The following is a 1,063-nucleotide window of genomic DNA, read 5'->3' as shown; positions in this document are numbered from 1 at the left end:
GGGCTTTAACGCCATCACGACGAACTGGCAGTGCTTTGCCGTGTAAAGCACCCCGCGAAATTCTTCATTCTTGACGGCAAGACCCTCGATGTCTTTCACAAAACCTTTCATATAGTTTCTCCTTGGTTCAAAGCGACCTCAGGTCTTAAGGAATGCCAGCAGGTCGGCGTTGAGCTGGTCTTTGTGCGTGATCGGGAGGCCGTGGGGTGCGCCCGGGTAAATCTTCAGGGTCGCGTTCTTGACCAGCTTAGATGAGCAAAGAGCCGAGGCGCCGATCGGCACGATCTGGTCATCGTCGCCGTGGATAATCAGCGTCGGCACGTCGAACTTCTTGAGGTCTTCGGTGAAATCAGTTTCGGAGAACGCCTTGATGCAGTCGAAGGTGTTCTTGTGACCGGCCATTATTCCCTGGTGCCAGAACGTGTCGATCATGCCCTGCGAAACCTTGGCACCGGGTCGGTTGGCCCCAAAAAACGGGCCACTGGCGAGATCCTTGTAGAGCTGCGAGCGGTCGGCGAGGGAGCCCTGGCGAATCTCATCAAACTTCTCAATCGGCAAGCCGCCAGAATTGGCCGCCGTTTTCAACATCAGCGGCGGGACGGCGGAGATTAGCGCGGCCTTGGCCACCCGTTTCGTGCCGTGGCGGCCGATATAACGGGCAACTTCGCCGCCGCCCGCGGAGAAACCGACGAGGATGACACCTTTCAGATCGAGCTTTTCGATGAGATCCGAGAGGTCGCTGGCATAGGTGCCCATATCGTTGCCACTCCAGGGCTGGCTCGACCGGCCATGGCCGCGACGGTCATGGGCAATGCAGCGATAGCCGTTGGAGGCCAGGAACAGCATCTGAGCCTCCCAGCTATCCGCACTGAGGGGCCAGCCATGGCTGAACACCACAGGTTGTCCTGTGCCCCAGTCCTTGTAATAGATCTGCGTACCGTCTTTCGTCGTAATCGTACTCACTGGGGACCTCCTTTTTTATCGGCGGGGATCGTCGAACTCTGATCTCCGTCCAACGCCGCCGCAACCTGTGATGCAATGAGTTCCTCATCGGTGAGCTTCC

General features: G+C 57.9%; 1 protein-coding gene. It reads right to left on the bottom strand.

Annotated features, from left to right (window positions below):
* Positions 1-138: 138 nt before the first annotated feature.
* Positions 139-963 (bottom strand): alpha/beta fold hydrolase, encoded by an 825-nt coding sequence (locus B3F77_RS06780; RefSeq protein ID WP_293604222.1) that lies wholly within the window; start codon positions 961-963, stop codon positions 139-141.
* Positions 964-1,063 lie beyond the last annotated feature (100 nt).

This window comes from Polaromonas sp. UBA4122, from assembly GCA_002381615.1.
Classification (GTDB): Bacteria; Pseudomonadota; Gammaproteobacteria; order Burkholderiales; family Burkholderiaceae_C; genus Polaromonas.
This window is presented reverse-complemented; position numbering and strand designations above follow the sequence as displayed.